The organism is Paraburkholderia diazotrophica (assembly GCF_900108945.1).
In the GTDB taxonomy this organism is placed as follows: domain Bacteria; phylum Pseudomonadota; class Gammaproteobacteria; order Burkholderiales; family Burkholderiaceae; genus Paraburkholderia; species Paraburkholderia diazotrophica.
In genome coordinates this window covers 448540-462771 of sequence record NZ_FNYE01000001.1, presented here as the reverse complement: position 1 = coordinate 462771, position 14232 = coordinate 448540, and the positions used below count along the sequence as shown (strand labels likewise).

Below are 14232 nucleotides of genomic sequence, written 5' to 3'. Positions count from 1 at the left end.
GCGCTCATTCATGCTCCGCTGTATCGAGCCTGCGCCGCATCTCCGCGGTGATGCGCTGCTTCGTCTTCGCGTAGGCAGCCCACGGATCGCTCTTCAACGCGTCGAGGCGTTCATGCACGTTGGCGATATTCCACTGATCGCCTGCCGTCGTATCGGACACTTCGTCCCACGCAAGCGGCACCGATACGCCCAGCCCCGGACGCGCGCGCAATGAATACGCGCACACGGTGCTCGACCCGCGGTTGTTGCGCAGATAGTCGACGAAGATCTTGCCCTTGCGATTCTGCGCGCCCATCTTCGCGGCGAAGTGCTTCGGCAGCGCATTCGCCATGTGCTGCGCAACGGCTTGCGAAAACGCCTTGACGTCGTCCCAGCCGAGCTGCTTCGCGATCGGCACGACGACATGCAGCCCCTTGCCGCCGCTCGTCTTGCAGAACGACGCGAGGCCCAGCTCTTCGAGCAGTTCGTGCGTGAGCTGCGCCGCCTCGATCATCCGCTTCCAGCCGAGCGCCGGGTCCGGATCGAGATCGAACACCATGCGGTCGGGCTTTTCGATGTTGGCGGCGACCGCGTTCCACGTATGCAGCTCGATCGTGCCCATCTGCGCCGCGCCGACGAGCGCCGCCTCGCTCTCGATCGTCAGCAGCGGCGGATGATCCGGGTCCAGCCCCGGATGCTGCGTGATGTTCGGAATCGACAGCTTCTGGCTGTGCTTCTGGAAGAACAGTTCGCCGCCGATATCCTCGGGTGCGCGCACGAGCGCGACGGGCCGGTCCTTCAGGTGCGGCAGCATCCACGATGCAACCGACTCGTAGTGTTCGACCAGCTCGATCTTGCGCACGCCGGTGCTCTTGTCGATCACGCGCTCGGGGTGCGAGATGCGCACGCCCGCGACTGTCGTCGTTGCGCCCGAGCGCTTCGTCGTCGTTGCGCTTGGGGCTTGCGCTTCCACCTTCTTCGCCGTCGATGTTTTCGATGTCGATGCTTTTGACGTCGACGTTTTCGCCGTTGACGTTTTCGCCGTTGACGTTTTCGCCGTTGACGTCTTCACGTTGCCCGCGTCCCGCTCTTCGTTCGTGTGCTCCACGTCGGCTCCCTTTTGCGGCGTTTCGTGAACGATCTGCTTCGCAGGCTTGTCGCTGCGCAAGCTGACGAACGACGCCTGCCGCACGATGCCGTCGCCCGTCCATTCCGCGAAATTGCATTCGGCGACGAGTTCGGGCTTCACCCAATGCACGGGCGTGCGGCTGCGTTCGCGCGGCTCGCTCGCGAACGGCATCTTCGCCGTTTCGCGCGCATCGAGTTGCTGCTTCACCGAGCGCAGCAAGGCCGCGTTGAAGCCCGTGCCGACGCGTCCCGCGTATTGCAGCTTGCCCTTCGTGTCGTACACGCCGAGCAGCAGCGCGCCGAACGCCTCGCGGCTGCCCGTCGGTTCCGTATAGCCGCCGATCACGAACTCCTGGCGCCGCCGGCACTTGAGCTTGATCCACGACGGCGTGCGGCCCGACGTGTAGTGACCGTCGCGCCGCTTGCCGATGATCCCTTCGAGGTGCATCGCACATGCGCTCTTCAGCAGTTCGCCGGCGTCGTAGCCGAAGTCGTCGGAGAAACGCAGCGTATCGTCGTCGACGGTTTCCATCAGCGCGTGCAGAATCGCGCGCCGTTGCACGAGCGGCACGCCGCGCAGATCGTAGCCGTTCAGATACGGCAGATCGAACAGATAGAGCGTAATGTCCTGCGGCCGGTTTGCGTCGAAGGCGTTTTGCAGCAGCTGAAAGCTCGGGACGCCATTGCTGTCGAGCACCACGGCCTCGCCGTCGAGCCATGCGCAGTCGAGCCCGATGCGCGCGAGCGCCTGCGCCTGCTTGCGAAACTTCGCGGTCCAGTCGTTGCCCGCGCGCGTGAAGACTTTCACGGGCTCTTTCGCGTGATGATCGATACGGGCGAGCGCCCGATAGCCGTCGAACTTGATCTCATAGACCCAGTCGTCGCCGGCGGGCGCGGTATCGACCAGCGTCGCGAGTTGCGGCTTGAGCGTCGCGGGCATCTTCGCCTCGACGGCGCCTTCGATCGACGGATGTCCGGCCAGCTCGCGCAACGACTCCGCACTGCGCGTCGCGACGATGTCGGGATGCCCGTCGGCCGTGCCCTTTGCTCTGCGCGGCGTGGCTGCCTTCGCTGGCCTCGTCGATACGTTCGCGCGTTGTGCCCTGGTTTTCCACTTGCCGGCAGCGGACCTGTCGCTACCGTCGGCACCGCCGCGCGCGCCCGGCGCGTCGGATATCACGCTGCCCTGCATCGCTTCGAGCACGTCGAATTCGGCTTCGCTGCGCGCTTCGTCGTCGCATTCCTTGATAAGCAGCCACTGCTCCTTGCCGCCGCTGCCTTGCATGTGGCTGCGCACGAGCGTCCAGCCGCCGTGCAGCTTCTCGCCGTCCAGATGGAACTTGAGCTTGCCCGCGGCATACGCATCGCGCGCACCCGTTTCGCCGCCGACGGGCTCCCATGTGCCGCGGTCCCAGACGATCACCGAGCCCGCGCCGTAGTTGCCCTCGGGAATGTCGCCTTCGAACGACCCGTATTCGAGGGGATGATCCTCGACGTGAACGGCGAGCCGCTTCACCGACGGATCGAGACTCGGCCCTTTCGGCACCGCCCACGACTTCAATGTGCCGTCGAGTTCGAGACGGAAGTCGTAATGCAGACGACGCGCGTCATGCTCCTGGATCACGAACGACAGCGCGTGCTTCGAGGCCGCCGTTGCCGGCATCTTCGCGGCGCGCTTCGTTTTCGGCGTGCCCTTCGTGCTCTCCGTGCCCTTCGTGCTTTTTGCGCTCGTCGCGCGCGCGGCGATCCCCGACGGTTCAGGTGTCCTGTCGAAACGGCGCTTGCGATGATAGGTCTCGAGCTTGTCCGTCATGATGTGTGTTTGCGCTATACGTGGCGCTGTATGTTGCGCTATACGTTGTTTGCGTCGCGTTCGCCTCGCACTGCGGTGTCACGCCGCGCGACGCTTGCGCGCCGTCGATGACGTACTCTTGCGCGCGGCCTTGCCCGTCGCGTGGCGCGCCGCTTTCTTCGCGGGCGCGCGCGATTTCCTGGACGCTTTTTCGGCGTCTTCCGCCTCTTCGTCGCTGTCCTCGACTTGCGCCTGTTCGGCGTCCTCCGTATTGCGCGCGGCGCGTGCCGCCGGCTTGCCCTTGCCGCGCCCGAGGCTGCGCTTCAACAGATCGGACAGGTCGAGAATATCCGCCGATGGCCGCGCTTCGCGCGGCGTCTCGATGTCCATGACTTCCTCGATCTTGCCCGCGCGCACCTTCTTGTCGACGAGCGCGAGGATGTCGTCGCGAAACGTGTCCTTGTACTCGGACGGGTCCCACGTATCGCTCATGTCGTCGATCAGCTTCTTCGCCATGTCGAGTTCGCGCGTCGTCACGCCCGACTTTTTCGCGCTTTCGTCCGGCAATTTGAATTCGTCGAGGGAACGCACTTCTTCCGACCAGCGCAGCGTGTTGAGCGCAAGCACGGGCCCGACGGGAATTAGCGCTGCGAGATGCTGCTTGTTATGCAGCACGACGCTCGCCACGCCGATCTTGCCCGACTCTTTCATCGCGTCGCGCAGCAGCGCGTAGACCTTTTCGCCCTTGCGGTCGGGCGCGAGGTAATACGGCGTGTCGAGATAAAGGAACGAAATGTCGGGCGCCTCGACGAACGCGAGTATGTCGACCGTCTGCGTCGACTCGGGGTTCGCCGCGCGAATCTCCTCGTCGGTCAGCACAACGTACCGGTCCTTCTCGTACTCGTAGCCGCGCACGATGTTGTCGCGCGTCACTTCCTTCCCCGTGCGCTTGTTGATCTGCCGATAGCCGATGGGATCGATCGTGCGCTTGTCGAGCAGATTGAAGCCGACCTTCTCGGACCTCGTGGCGGGATAAAGTTGCACGGGCACATGCACGAGGCCGAAGCTGATCGCGCCCTTCCAGATCATATGAGGCATAGCGCGCTCCCCGAAGTTGAACTTCATGCGAAGCAGCAAGCGTGCCCAGCCGTTCCGCGAGCCCGCTCGCGTCTGCTTCCACGCATCGCCGCGACAGCGACAGGCGGCGCTGTAAGTCTTGCGTGTGTGCGGCAAAAGCTACGGATGCGCGCCTGATGCTCGCTTGCCGGCTTGCCGGCCTTTGGAATCTTCAGCTCGCTTCTGCTTCAGGCGACGGCTTCACTCGACGGCGCACGGCACTGCTGCGTAGCCGCGAAAGCGCACGCGCCCGCCGCGCGTCGGCTCGCCGCTGATTCTGTACGACGGAAAGCGCCGCACGAAACGTCCGATCGCGATGCGTGCTTCGAGGCGCGCAAGCGACAGTCCCGCGCATTGGTGAATGCCGAAGCCGAACGCGAGATGGCGGTTCGGCGTGCGCCGGATGTCGAAGCGGTCGGGCTCGGGAAACTGCTCGGGATCGCGATTCGCCGCGCCGATGCACAATGTAACGGGCGTCCCCGCCGTCACGCGCACGCTGCCGAGCTCCGTGTCGAGCATCGTCATCCGGTTGCCGAGCTGGTTCGAACTCTCGAAGCGCAGGCACTCCTCGACGGCGCTCTCGATCAGCTCCGGCTCGCGCAGCAACGCATCCCGCTCGGCCGTCCACGCGCTCAATGTGACGAGACCGTTGCCGATCAGATTCGTCGTCGTTTCGTGGCCGGCGTTGAGAATGAAGATGCAGTTTTGCAGCAGCTCGACTTCGGACAGTTGCTCGCCGCCCGCCTCGCCCTGGATCAGGCGCGTAAGCACGTCGTGCTGCGGATCGCCGGGCTTCGCGCGGCGTCGCGCGACGAGATGCTTCAGATACGCGACGAACTCCGTCACTGCGCGGTTGCCGCGTTCGTGCTGCGCCGGCGTGAGCGTCGGTTCGAGCGCGCCGAGAATCGCCAGCGACCAGTCGCGCAACGGCTCGCGTTCGTCGTGCGGCACGTCGAGCAGATTGCCGATCACTTCGACGGGAATCGCGGCCGCGAAGTCGCTGATCAGATCGATCTCGCCGCGCGCAGCCGCGCGATCGAGCAGGCCATCGACGAGACGGACGAGGCCGTCTTCCATCGCGGCGATCGCGCGCGCCGTCAATGCGCCTGCGATCAGTTTGCGCACGCGCGTGTGCAGCGGCGGATCGTTGAACACGAGGCTCGTCGTGTGATGCTCGAAAAGCGGCGTCGCGCCGTACTTGGGCGCGAACTCGACTTTCTTGTCGGAGCTGAAGGTCTTCGGATCTCGATAGACGGCCTGCACGTCGCGATAGCGCGTCAGAAAGAGCGAACCGTCGGGCATGCGCTTGACGGGCTCATGCGTGCGCAGCGCGCGATAGACGGGATACGGGTCGGCGTGAAACGACGCATCGAGATGCCGCAAGTCGAAATCGCGGGCGATGTCGGCATCGGTTGCCGTTCCGTGAAACGGGGTCATCGGTGTCTCCATGTTGTTGTTTTCGCCGCACGTCGCGGCTGAATGCGTCGAGTCGTCAGTATGAAGCATGCCGCCTTCACGAGCATCGCCGCCCCACCCGCCGACCGGCCGTCGCCCACGGAACCGTTACAATAGCCGGATTTCCCGTGCTGTCCCGCTGCACAATTCACGCGCGCATGCCACACGTTGCGCGCCTATTTTCCGCGTCGACATGAATCTCGTCATCCAAAGCCTCGCGCCTCTTGCCGCCGAACACCACAAGCCGCTGACCGCGCTCTCGCGCGGTTCGAACCTCACCGTGATCGATCCGCACGCGGTGCGCATCGACAACGCCGACCTCGCGCAGCGCGCCGACCTCGACGTGTACTGCGCGACGCATTCGCTCGACTACGCGTTCGTCGAAGCAGGCCGCCGGCTGACCGACTTCGGCCTCGTGGCAATGGACATGGACTCGACGCTGATCACGATCGAGTGCGTCGATGAGATCGCGGATTTCTGCGGCCTGAAGGCCGAAGTGGCGGCCATCACGGAAGCGGCGATGCGCGGCGAGATCAAGGATTTCAACGAGAGCCTCATGCGCCGCGTCGCGCTGCTCAAGGGCCTCGACGCGAGCGCGCTCGAAAAGGTCTACGAAGAGCGTCTGCGTCTGTCGCCGGGCGCGGAAAGGATGCTGGCGGGCGCGAAGGCGGCGGGTCTTAAAACGCTGCTGGTGTCGGGCGGCTTCACGTTCTTCACCGAGAAGCTACAGGCGCGGCTCAACCTCGATTTCACGCGCGCGAATACGCTGGAGATCGTCGACGGCAAGCTGACGGGCCGCGTGCTCGGAGAAATCGTCAACGCCGATGTGAAGGCGCGCACGCTGCGCGAAGCATGCGACAAGCTCGGCATCGAACCGTCGCGGGCGATCGCGATGGGCGACGGCTCGAACGATCTGAAGATGATGGCGGCCGCGGGCCTGTCGGTCGCGTTCCGCGCGAAGCCCGTCGTGCGCGAGGCCGCGAGCGTCGCGTTCAATCACGTCGGACTCGATGGGCTGCTGCGGCTGTTCTGAGCCGGCGCGCTTGCATCGCCGGATGGTGTGAAAACGCGAAAGGCCCGCTCGTTTCCGAGCGGGCCTTTCTGCTTGCGTCGCGTTCAACTCGAAAGCAGGCGGCGAATGCAGCCGTCAAGCGGCCAGCGCCGCGAGGCAACGCTCGATATCCGCGCGCAGGTCCGATTCGTCTTCAAGGCCGACATAGAAGCGCACCAGCGTGCCGCGATGCGGCCACTGCGACTCGGTGCGCATCGACGCGACGTTGTACGGCATCGCGAGACTCTGCGCGCCGCCCCAGCTCCAGCCCAGCGAGAACAGTTCGAGCGATTCGCAGAACGTGTCGATTTGCGCGGGCGTATAGCGCTCGTCGAACACGACCGAGAACAGCCCGCCCGCGCCCGTGAAGTCGCGCTTGTAGAACGCGTGGCCCGGGCAGTCGGGCAGCGCCGGATGCAGCACGGCCGCGATTTCGCGCCGCGTCTTCAGCCACTTCGCGAGTTCGAGCGCGCTCTTGTCATGCTGCTCGAAGCGCACTTTCATCGACGGCAGGCTGCGCAGGATCAGCGAGCAGTCGTCCGACGACACGCCGATGCCCATGCGCATCCGCGCAAGCTTCAGCTTCAGATGCAATTCGCGGTCGACGGTGATCGTCGCGCCCATCAGCACGTCGCTGCCGCCGGACTGGTACTTCGTGAGCGCCTGCATCGAAATATCGACGCCGTGATCGAACGGACGGAACGCGAGGCCCGCCGACCACGTGTTGTCGATCGCGGTGATGACGCCGCGCGCGCGGGCGACGGCCGTGATCGCGGGAATGTCGGACACTTCCATCGTCACGGAGCCCGGCGCTTCGAGCCAGATCAGCTTCGTGTTCGGCTGGATCAGGTCGGCGATACCCGCGCCGATCAGCGGATCGTAGTAGCGCGCGCTGATGCCGAAGTCCTTCGCGAGCCACTCGGCGTGGTCACGGTTCGGCGAATAGACGTTGTCGGGAATCAGCACGTCGTCGCCCGACTTCACGAGGCCGAAATAGACGTTCGAAATCGACGAGAGGCCGGACGGCTGCAACAGCGCGTGATTGCCGCCTTCGAGCGCGGCGAGGCGCTGCGCGAGCGTGATCGACGTCGGCGTTGCGTGCAGGCCGTAGCGCCACTGCGCGTCGTTGCGCCAGTCGAGCGTGCGCATCGCCGCGAGATCCGGAAAAACCACCGTCGATGCGCGCGCAACGGGCACCGAGAACGATTCGAAACCGGGCGTCAGCTGATCGGCGGGCTGGACGATGCGTGTTTGCAAGCCGTGCTTCGGAGTCTTTTGAGTCATGGTCAGTTGATGTTTGATTCGAAGTGCTTGAGGTAGTACGTCAGTGATGCGCGCGGCGCGCCTACTCTCCCGTCGTCAGATTGCTCACGCCGTTGACGGGCTGGCCGCCCTTGCGCGCCTGAGCGGGCTGTTGCTGGGGCTGTTGCATTTGAGAAGGAGTCTGAACGGGTAACTGAGCCGCCGCGCTCTTGGCACTTACGCCTGCCGCTGCCTGTCCCGCCGCGAGCGGCCGCAGCGAGAACGCTTGCGGATCGGAATCGTCGACGTTCATCCGCTCGCCTTCGAGCGAGCCGTCGGCGGCAAACTTGCCGACCCAGTTGCCCGTGATGTGCGTGCCGTCATTCGACTCTTCGACTTCGAGCGTATCGCCGTCGCGATCGCCTGCGATCAGAATCACCTCGCCCGAATCGGCGAACTGATACTCGCCGTGCACGCCGGATGGGTCGTCTGTCTTCGCGCCCAGGCGCAGCACGATCTGCCGCTTGCCGAGCGTCCCCGCATAGTGCGGAAACTTCGCGAACTCGGGGCTCGGCTTCAACGGCAACTGGATCGGCGGCGGCGCCGCGAGTTGCTTCACGGCATCGCTTTGCGCGTACGTCGCAGCGGGCAGCGCGACCGTGACGGCCAATGCCGCGGCAGCGATCATCGCGGGCCACGACGCCCTCTGTTTCGACCTCATCTTCTGCATCCGTTGTTTCCTTTCAACCGGCCTTTGGTGTCCCGCCTTCGACGTCACGCCTTGACATCATGTTTTAACATCAAGCGCAGCGAGAACCGGCTTCGACCGGTTATACCGCAAGTTCGTTCAGCTAGGGGCGGCGCGATTTTTCGCCGTCCCCTTTTCACGCGTCGCTTCTTCGTCAGATGCGCTCGAAGATCGCGGCAATGCCCTGGCCGCCGCCGATGCACATCGTCACGAGCGCGTAGCGCCCGCCGATGCGCTGCAACTCGTACAGCGCCTTCACCGTGATCAGCGCGCCCGTCGCGCCGATCGGATGTCCGAGCGAAATGCCCGAGCCGTTCGGGTTCACCTTCGCGGGGTCGAGGCCCAGTTCCCGTGTTACGGCGCACGCCTGCGCGGCGAATGCCTCGTTCGCCTCGATCACGTCGAGATCGCCGACCTTCAGGCCCGCGCGCTCCAGCACCTTCTGCGTGGCGGGCACGGGGCCGATGCCCATGTAGTTCGGATCGACGCCCGCATGCGCGTACGCGACGAGCCGCGCGAGCGGTTTTGCGCCGCGCTTCTCGGCGACGCTGCGCTCCATCAGCACGACGGCCGCCGCCGCGTCGTTGAGGCCCGACGCGTTGCCCGCCGTGACCGTGCCGTTCTCCTTCGCGAACACGGGCTTGAGCTTCGCGAAGTCATCGGCGGTTGCGTTCATGCGGACGTGCTCGTCCGTGTCGAAGACGGTGTCGCCCTTCTTCGATGCAACCGTGATCGGGAGAATCTGTTCCTTGAAATAGCCGCCTTCGATCGCCTTCGCAGCACGTCGATGCGACTCCAGCGCGAGCGCGTCCTGCGCTTCGCGCGTGATGTCGTATTTCTTCGCGACGTTTTCGGCCGTCACGCCCATATGGATCGGCTGAAACGGATCGTGCAGCGCGCCCAGCATCATATCGATCATGCTCGCGTTGCCCATGCGCTGACCGAAACGCGCCGCCGGCATCATGTACGGCGCGCGGCTCATGCTTTCCGCGCCGCCGCCGATCGCGACGTCGGCATCGCCGAGCAGCACGCTCTGCGCCGCGGACACGATCGCCTGCAGCCCGGAGCCGCACAGCCGGTTGACGGTCAGCGCGGGCGTGTGCTGCGCGACGCCGCCGTTCAGCGCCGCGACGCGCGCGAGATACATGTCCTTCGGCTCCGTGTGGATCACGCTGCCGAACACGACGTGACCGACTTCGTCGCCGACGACGCTCGCGCGCGACAGCGCCTCGCGCACGATACGCGCGCCCAGTTCCGTAGGCGCGAAGTCCTTCAGGCTGCCGCCGAAATCGCCGATTGCGGTCCGTACGCCGCTTACCACCACCACTTCACGTTGCATCGCTTGCTCCTCTCTCGTGTCTCAGATGAATGCCGCGTGCTTCATGAAGACAACACGCGCGACGATGTCCCGCTGAATCTGTCCGGGTTGCCGGATTGACGCATTGCGCCCTGACGCTATTGTGAGCGAGCATCGTGCGATGCGCTCAAGCGCCCAGGAGTTTTTCGACGGTCCCGCGATCGGGAATCGGCGCGACAGCGCCGAAGCCTTGCGTCGACAGTGCCGCTGCGACGTTCGCGTAACGCGCGGCCTTGAACGGGTCGTCGCCCGCGACAATGCGCGCGATAAACGCGCCGCCGAAGCAGTCGCCCGCGCCCGTCGCATCGACGGCGTCGACGGCATGACCCGGCACGACGCAACGCTCATCGGGCGTCGCGACATACGAGCCTTCCTTGCCGAGCTTCAACGCGACGATACGCGGACCTTGCGCCAGCAGGAAATCGACGATGTCGTCGCGCTTCGAGAGACCCGTCAGTTCGATGACGTCATCCCAGCTCGGCAGGCAGATGTCCGTCTGGCGGATCGCTTCGAGCATCACGGCGCGCGCTCGCGCGAGCGGCCAAAGCTTCAGGCGCAGATTCGTGTCGAAGCTGACGAGCACTCGGTTCGCGCGCGCGTGTTCGATGGCGGCGAGCGCGGCATCGCAGGCGCTCACGCTGATCGCGAGACTGATGCCCGACAGATGGATGACCTTCGCGGCGGCAATCGCGTCGAGCGGCAGATCGCGCGGCGCGTAGCGGCTCGCGGCGGAGCCGGCGCGCAGATAGTCGAACTGATGGCCGGACGGGCCATGCGACACGAAATACACGCCCGTCGACGCCTGATCGTCGATGCACACGAACGAGGTATCCACGTGCTCGCGTTGCCACAGATCGAGCAGCAGACGCCCGAACTGATCGCCGCCGACAGCCGACACGAAGCCCGTCGACGCGCCCTGACGCGCGGCCGCGATGCAGAAGTTCGACGTATCGCCGCCGAAGCCTTGCAGATACGTCGGCCCGTCTTTCTCCGACTGGTTGAACTCGACCATCGCCTCGCCGAGCGCGAGGACGGACGGCGTGCCGGCGGGCGCGTTCGGCGCCATCGCTTAAACCTCGCCCCACAGGTCGTGGCCGTCGGCACCCGTGATCTTCACCGACACGAAATCGCCGACCTTGTAGCGCTTCGATGCCTTCGCCGCGGGCTCGATATAGACGACGCCGTCGATCTCCGGCGCATCCGCCGCCGTGCGGCCGATGCCGCCGTCGGCGTTGATTTCGTCGACGAGCACCTTCAGCGTCTTGCCGACCTTGCGCGCAATGCGCTTCGCCGACACTTCTTCCGCGACTTCCATGAAGCGCGCGCGGCGCTCCTCGCGGACTTCATCGGGCAGCGCGCCGTCGAGCTCGTTGGCTGTCGCGCCTTCGACGGGCGAATACGCGAAGCAGCCGACGCGATCGAGTTCCGCCTCGCGGATGAAGTCCAGCAGCGTTTCGAACTGCTCTTCCGTTTCGCCGGGGAAGCCCGCGATGAACGTGCTGCGGATCGTCAGATCCGGGCAGATCTCGCGCCATGCGCGCACGCGCTCGAGCACCTTCTCGGCGTTGGCGGGGCGCTTCATGCGCTTCAGTACTTCCGGATGTGCGTGCTGGAACGGCACGTCGAGATACGGCAGCACATGGCCCTTCAGCGGACCGTCGGCCATCATCGGAATCACTTCGTCGACGCTCGGATACGGATATACGTAGTGCAGACGCACCCACGCGCCGTATTGCGCGGCCAGTTCGCCGAGCGCGCCGACGAGATCCGTCATGCGCGTCTTGATCGGCTTGCCGTTCCAGAAGCCCGTGCGGTATTTGACGTCGACGCCATATGCGCTCGTGTCCTGCGAAATGACGAGCAGCTCTTTCACGCCCGACTTGAACAGGTTTTCCGCTTCGAGCATGACTTCGGCGACGGGTCGCGAGACGAGATCGCCACGCATCGACGGAATGATGCAGAACGTGCAGCGGTGATTGCAGCCCTCAGAAATCTTCAGATACGCGTAGTGACGCGGCGTGAGCTTGATGCCCGCGGCGGGCACGAGATCGACGAACGGATCATGTGGCTTGGGCAGATGGCTATGCACGGCCTGCATCACTTCGCCGACGGCATGCGGGCCCGTCACGGCGAGCACCTTCGGGTGCACTTCTTCGATCAGATTCGAGCCGCTTGCGCTCTGCTTCGCGCCCAGACAGCCGGTGACGATCACCTTGCCGTTCTCGTTCAGCGCTTCGCCGATTGCGTCGAGACTTTCCTGGACGGCCTCGTCGATGAAGCCGCACGTGTTCACGACGACGAGGTCCGCGCCGTCATACGTACCGGAAATCTCGTAACCCTCCGCGCGCAGTTGCGTGATGATCTGTTCGGAGTCGACGAGGGCTTTCGGGCACCCGAGTGAAACGAATCCGACCTTCGGAATCGAAGCGGTCGGCGCGGCGGGGGTGGAGGTCTGCGACATAGAGAATGGTCCGGCGAGAAGCGATGAGTGGCGCGATAGATGAAGGCCTGGGCGTGCAGCCCGAGCGCCAGACTGCAGCAAACGTGGGTGCACCGTGCGGCGGCGAAAAGAACAACTGCGGAACAACTGCGGGCCGCCGCGAATTGGGACCATGTGAATCGGATTGGTAGCGCGATATGCGGTCGACGCTTGATCGAAATGGCCCGTCCAAGCAACCGCGTATTATACCGTGGGCGGGGGATACGGGGATGGCGCGGGCGAACGCCGACGAGACCCGCCGATACCCGACGCCGCACCGCCCGGCGCGCCGCCGGGCGGACTCATCGATACGTCCTGGCCGGAAAACTCGAAAACAACTTTCCCGCCGGAAGAACCGCTTGCGCCGGCTACTTCTTCTCCGGCTCCGGATTCCCTTGCGGCGCAGGCTGCGTGAACGGGAATGAGCTGAACATCGTCTTCGCCTGGTTCTGCATCTGTTCCTGCATCTGCACGAACATGTTCTTCGACTGCTCGATATAGCTCGTCATCATCCCCTGCATCATCGGGGCCTGCATGTTCATGAACTGCGACCAGACCTCCGGATTCATCGTCTTGCCCTCGTACAGGCCCTTCGACTGATCCGCGAGTTTGTTCTGAATATCGATGAACGCCTGAATATTCTTTTCCAGGTACGTTCCCATCATGCCCTGCATCGCATGCCCGTAAAAACGGATGATCTGCGACAGCATCAGCGAAGAGAACATCGGCAGACCGCCGCTCTCCTCTTCGAGAATGATCTGCAGCAGGATGCTGCGCGTCAGGTCTTCGTTGCTCTTGGCATCGATGACCTTGAAATCCTCCTGATCCAGCACGAGCTGCTTTACATCAGTCAACGTAATGTAAGTGCTGGTCTCTGTATCGTACAGTCGACGGTTCGGATATTTCTTAATGAGTCGTTCGGCTGTTTTCTTTGTAGTAGTGGTCATGTAAAGCCTTTGAGCGCGAATGAAGCGCAGAAACGGCGTCCTGTCGCACGCGCAGTTTGACACTGCACGTGCAAGACGCCGCCAGAAACATCTGAACCATGCAACGCCCTGCTTCGTCCGTGCTGCGACAAAGCGGAACGCCCACGGATCAGCCCATATGCAGGCCGCCGTTCAGCGAGAAGTCGGCCCCCGTCGAGAAGCCCGACTCGTCCGACGCCAGCCATGCAACGATCGACCCGATTTCATCCGGCGTGCCGAGACGGCGCACCGGAATCGTCGCGACGATCTTTTCCAGCACATCAGGGCGGATCGATTTCACCATGTCCGTGCCGATGTAGCCCGGCGAAACGGTGTTGACCGTCACGCCCTTGGTGGCCACTTCTTGCGCGAGGGCCATCGTGAAACCGTGAATGCCCGCTTTCGCGGTCGAGTAGTTCGTCTGCCCGAACTGCCCCTTCTGGCCGTTCACAGACGAAATATTGATGACACGGCCCCAGCCGCGCTCGACCATGCCGTCGATCACCTGCTTCGTCACGTTGAAGAGGCTGGTCAGGTTGGTGTCGATCACGGCCGTCCAGTCTTCGTGCGTCATCTTGCGGAACACGACGTCGCGCGTGATGCCCGCATTGTTGACCAGCACGTCGATCTCGCCGATTTCAGCTTTCACCTTGTCGAACGCGACCTTGGTCGACTCCCAGTCGCCGACGTTGCCTTCCGATGCAACGAAGTCAAAGCCCAGCGCTTTCTGATCTTCGAGCCATTTCACGCGGCGCGGCGAGTTCGGGCCGCAGCCCGCGATCACTCTGAAGCCATCCTTGTGCAGACGCTGGCAAATGCTCGTGCCAATGCCACCCATGCCGCCCGTTACGTACGCAATTCGTTGTGACATAAAACACACTCCATTATCGTTTTACGAGACGCCAGCCGCCTCGTGCTTC

11 protein-coding genes are annotated in these 14232 nt (G+C 64.1%); 1 reads left to right on the top strand and 10 read right to left on the bottom strand.

The annotated features are described in order from the left end of the window. Positions 1-4: 4 nt before the first annotated feature. The 3 genes from ligD to BMW76_RS02185 all read right to left on the bottom strand — a co-directional run bounded on the left by ligD (position 5) and on the right by BMW76_RS02185 (position 5452). Positions 5-2920, bottom strand: coding sequence for a DNA ligase D (ligD, locus tag BMW76_RS02195; protein ID WP_090862202.1), 2916 nt, complete (start codon positions 2918-2920; stop codon positions 5-7). Positions 2921-2998: 78 nt separating this feature from the next. After that, positions 2999-3997, bottom strand: coding sequence for a non-homologous end joining protein Ku (gene ku, locus BMW76_RS02190; protein ID WP_090862544.1), 999 nt, complete (start codon positions 3995-3997; stop codon positions 2999-3001). 219 nt (positions 3998-4216) lie between these two features. After that, positions 4217-5452: a cytochrome P450 gene (locus BMW76_RS02185; RefSeq protein WP_090862542.1), complete on the bottom strand. Its 1236-nt coding sequence runs from the start codon at positions 5450-5452 to the stop codon at positions 4217-4219. Positions 5453-5663: 211 nt separating this feature from the next. Between BMW76_RS02185 and serB the strand changes: the two genes are divergently transcribed. Beyond that, positions 5664-6503 carry a phosphoserine phosphatase SerB gene (serB, locus tag BMW76_RS02180; RefSeq protein ID WP_090862200.1) on the top strand — a complete coding sequence of 280 codons (840 nt, stop codon included), beginning with the start codon at positions 5664-5666 and terminating at the stop codon, positions 6501-6503. A gap of 114 nt (positions 6504-6617) precedes the next feature. On the opposite strand, the gene BMW76_RS02175 is transcribed toward serB, so the two are convergent. The 7 genes from BMW76_RS02175 to BMW76_RS02145 all read right to left on the bottom strand — a co-directional run bounded on the left by BMW76_RS02175 (position 6618) and on the right by BMW76_RS02145 (position 14183). Continuing rightward, positions 6618-7805 carry a cystathionine beta-lyase gene (locus tag BMW76_RS02175; RefSeq protein WP_090862198.1) on the bottom strand — a complete coding sequence of 396 codons (1188 nt, stop codon included), beginning with the start codon at positions 7803-7805 and terminating at the stop codon, positions 6618-6620. 61 nt (positions 7806-7866) lie between these two features. Then, positions 7867-8493, bottom strand: coding sequence for a hypothetical protein (locus BMW76_RS02170; protein ID WP_090862196.1), 627 nt, complete (start codon positions 8491-8493; stop codon positions 7867-7869). 172 nt (positions 8494-8665) lie between these two features. Beyond that, complete coding sequence (gene bktB, locus BMW76_RS02165; RefSeq protein ID WP_090862194.1) at positions 8666-9850, bottom strand: beta-ketothiolase BktB; 1185 nt, start codon at positions 9848-9850, stop codon at positions 8666-8668. A gap of 145 nt (positions 9851-9995) precedes the next feature. Continuing rightward, the gene (locus BMW76_RS02160) at positions 9996-10934 is read right to left on the bottom strand and encodes a sugar kinase (RefSeq protein WP_090862192.1); all 939 of its coding nucleotides are present in this window, start codon (positions 10932-10934) and stop codon (positions 9996-9998) included. Between the two features lie 3 nt (positions 10935-10937). Next, a complete protein-coding gene (gene rimO / locus BMW76_RS02155) occupies positions 10938-12329 on the bottom strand; it encodes a 30S ribosomal protein S12 methylthiotransferase RimO (RefSeq protein ID WP_090862190.1) in 1392 nt (463 codons plus the stop codon). A gap of 386 nt (positions 12330-12715) precedes the next feature. Beyond that, complete coding sequence (gene phaR / locus BMW76_RS02150) at positions 12716-13294, bottom strand: polyhydroxyalkanoate synthesis repressor PhaR (RefSeq protein WP_012400378.1); 579 nt, start codon at positions 13292-13294, stop codon at positions 12716-12718. A 148-nt stretch (positions 13295-13442) separates the two neighbouring features. Further along, positions 13443-14183 carry a 3-ketoacyl-ACP reductase gene (locus BMW76_RS02145; protein ID WP_090862188.1) on the bottom strand — a complete coding sequence of 247 codons (741 nt, stop codon included), beginning with the start codon at positions 14181-14183 and terminating at the stop codon, positions 13443-13445. Positions 14184-14232: the final 49 nt, after the last annotated feature.

Excerpts from the sequence above, each read along its gene's own strand:
- phaR (WP_012400378.1), bottom strand. The coding sequence starts at position 13,294 with ATGACCACTACTACAAAGAAAACAGCCGAACGACTCATTAAGAAATAT.
- ligD (WP_090862202.1), bottom strand. The coding sequence starts at position 2,920 with ATGACGGACAAGCTCGAGACCTATCATCGCAAGCGCCGTTTCGACAGG.
- bktB (WP_090862194.1), bottom strand. The coding sequence starts at position 9,850 with ATGCAACGTGAAGTGGTGGTGGTAAGCGGCGTACGGACCGCAATCGGC.
- BMW76_RS02170 (WP_090862196.1), bottom strand. The coding sequence starts at position 8,493 with ATGCAGAAGATGAGGTCGAAACAGAGGGCGTCGTGGCCCGCGATGATC.
- serB (WP_090862200.1), top strand. The coding sequence starts at position 5,664 with ATGAATCTCGTCATCCAAAGCCTCGCGCCTCTTGCCGCCGAACACCAC.
- BMW76_RS02185 (WP_090862542.1), bottom strand. The coding sequence starts at position 5,452 with ATGACCCCGTTTCACGGAACGGCAACCGATGCCGACATCGCCCGCGAT.
- BMW76_RS02160 (WP_090862192.1), bottom strand. The coding sequence starts at position 10,934 with ATGGCGCCGAACGCGCCCGCCGGCACGCCGTCCGTCCTCGCGCTCGGC.
- BMW76_RS02175 (WP_090862198.1), bottom strand. The coding sequence starts at position 7,805 with ATGACTCAAAAGACTCCGAAGCACGGCTTGCAAACACGCATCGTCCAG.
- BMW76_RS02145 (WP_090862188.1), bottom strand. The coding sequence starts at position 14,183 with ATGTCACAACGAATTGCGTACGTAACGGGCGGCATGGGTGGCATTGGC.
- ku (WP_090862544.1), bottom strand. The coding sequence starts at position 3,997 with ATGCCTCATATGATCTGGAAGGGCGCGATCAGCTTCGGCCTCGTGCAT.
- rimO (WP_090862190.1), bottom strand. The coding sequence starts at position 12,329 with ATGTCGCAGACCTCCACCCCCGCCGCGCCGACCGCTTCGATTCCGAAG.